This window comes from Sinomicrobium endophyticum (assembly GCF_052983315.1).
Map to the genome: position 1 here is coordinate 1 of NZ_JBRKIS010000062.1, position 2,500 is coordinate 2,500.

2 tRNA genes and 1 rRNA gene are annotated in these 2,500 nt (G+C 47.2%); all 3 read left to right on the plus strand.

The features are described 5' to 3' along the window. Positions 1–221: 221 nt before the first annotated feature. Positions 222–1,739, plus strand: a 16S ribosomal RNA gene (locus tag ACVBDU_RS21680). Between the two features lie 150 nt (positions 1,740–1,889). Continuing rightward, positions 1,890–1,963, plus strand: a tRNA-Ile gene (locus ACVBDU_RS21685). Positions 1,964–2,210: 247 nt separating this feature from the next. Beyond that, positions 2,211–2,284, plus strand: a tRNA-Ala gene (locus tag ACVBDU_RS21690). The last annotated feature ends 216 nt before the right edge of the window (positions 2,285–2,500 follow it).

The following is a 2,500-nucleotide window of genomic DNA, read 5'->3' on the forward strand; positions in this document are numbered from 1 at the left end:
AAAAAGTTGGTGAGTTTAAAAAAACGTTTTACTTTTGCAGCCGCTTTATTAGAGAGCGAAAAGATAAGAAGAATTTAGGAAAGTTCCTTGAAATATTGTTGACAGCACTAAGGATAAAATTTACGAGAGTAAGTTTTGATCATTAGGAAGATTTAAGCAAAATTATTTTGAGTAGGAAATGCTTTATGTATCGGATGTTCTAAATAGATATTTAAGAATAAACGATGAAGAGTTTGATCCTGGCTCAGGATGAACGCTAGCGGCAGGCCTAACACATGCAAGTCGAGGGGTATAAGGAGCTTGCTCCTTAGAGACCGGCGCACGGGTGCGTAACGCGTATGCAATCTACCTTATGCAGGGGAATAGCCCGAAGAAATTTGGATTAATGCCCCATGGTATATAGAATAGGCATCTATTTTATCTTAAAGTTGAGGCGGCATAAGATGAGCATGCGTCCCATTAGCTAGTTGGTATGGTAACGGCATACCAAGGCAACGATGGGTAGGGGTCCTGAGAGGGAGATCCCCCACACTGGTACTGAGACACGGACCAGACTCCTACGGGAGGCAGCAGTGAGGAATATTGGACAATGGTCGGGAGACTGATCCAGCCATGCCGCGTGCAGGAAGACTGCCCTATGGGTTGTAAACTGCTTTTCTACGAGAAGAATAAGAGGTACGCGTACCTTGATGACGGTATCGTAGGAATAAGCACCGGCTAACTCCGTGCCAGCAGCCGCGGTAATACGGAGGGTGCAAGCGTTATCCGGAATCATTGGGTTTAAAGGGTCCGTAGGCGGGCTGTTAAGTCAGGGGTGAAAGTTTGCCGCTTAACGGTAAAATTGCCTTTGATACTGGCGGTCTTGAATATGTGTGAAGTGATTAGAATATGTAGTGTAGCGGTGAAATGCATAGATATTACATAGAATACCGATTGCGAAGGCAGGTCACTAACACATCATTGACGCTGATGGACGAAAGCGTGGGTAGCGAACAGGATTAGATACCCTGGTAGTCCACGCCGTAAACGATGGATACTAGCTGTTGGTTCGCAAGGATCAGTGGCTAAGCGAAAGTGATAAGTATCCCACCTGGGGAGTACGTTCGCAAGAATGAAACTCAAAGGAATTGACGGGGGCCCGCACAAGCGGTGGAGCATGTGGTTTAATTCGATGATACGCGAGGAACCTTACCAAGGCTTAAATGTGGATTGACGTAATTGGAAACAGTTATTTCTTCGGACAATTCACAAGGTGCTGCATGGTTGTCGTCAGCTCGTGCCGTGAGGTGTCAGGTTAAGTCCTATAACGAGCGCAACCCCTGTGGTTAGTTACCAGCGAGTAATGTCGGGGACTCTAACCAGACTGCCGGTGCAAACCGTGAGGAAGGTGGGGATGACGTCAAATCATCACGGCCCTTACGTCTTGGGCTACACACGTGCTACAATGGTCGGTACAGAGAGCAGCCACTGGGTGACCAGGCGCGAATCTATAAAACCGATCACAGTTCGGATCGGAGTCTGCAACTCGACTCCGTGAAGCTGGAATCGCTAGTAATCGGATATCAGCCATGATCCGGTGAATACGTTCCCGGGCCTTGTACACACCGCCCGTCAAGCCATGGAAGCTGGGGGTACCTGAAGTCGGTGACCGCAAGGAGCTGCCTAGGGTAAAACTGGTAACTGGGGCTAAGTCGTAACAAGGTAGCCGTACCGGAAGGTGCGGCTGGAACACCTCCTTTCTAGAGAAACGGGATGTTCGATACGAGCGAATTTGAAAGGAATAATTTTGCTTATGCTGTCAATAAAAAAAAGCAATTGCAGGTTGCATGTTGCAAGTTACAGGTTGAAAAAGTCTGTAAGAGGTAGCGGAGACTTGTAATTTTAGAGACAGTCTCGTAGCTCAGCTGGTTAGAGCGCTACACTGATAATGTAGAGGTCGGCAGTTCGAGCCTGCCCGAGACTACAAGTCGAGGGAGGAGAGAGGTTTATCCTGGTCCCGATAGTTATCGGGATATCGAAGGGAGCCTGCCCGAGACTACGGGAAATTAGCGGTACGGAGATAGAAGTAGGAAGTTAGAAGTAGGACTGCGTATCGGTGCCACGTTTTTTTAGCGCGGTAAAGAAAGTTCATAGATTATATATTGTTAGGAAATTCTGGAAGTTGAGAATTCTACATTCAAGATTCTGAGTTCGACATTCGGGATTCAAGAGGGGAATTAGCTCAGCTGGCTAGAGCGCCTGCCTTGCACGCAGGAGGTCATCGGTTCGACTCCGATATTCTCCACATAAGAGATGAAAGTTCATATAAGATTGAAGGAAATCAGCCATTAGGGGCTGGATCGTCCCGACATGCAGTCGGGAAGGTCATCGGTTCGACTCCGATATTCTCCACGAGGCCAAAGGTCGAAGCAGCATAAGTGCAAACACTTATCTGTGACGACTTGCCGAAAAGTTCATTGACATATTGAGATAAAGCAAATACGAGCAAGATGAAAATCTT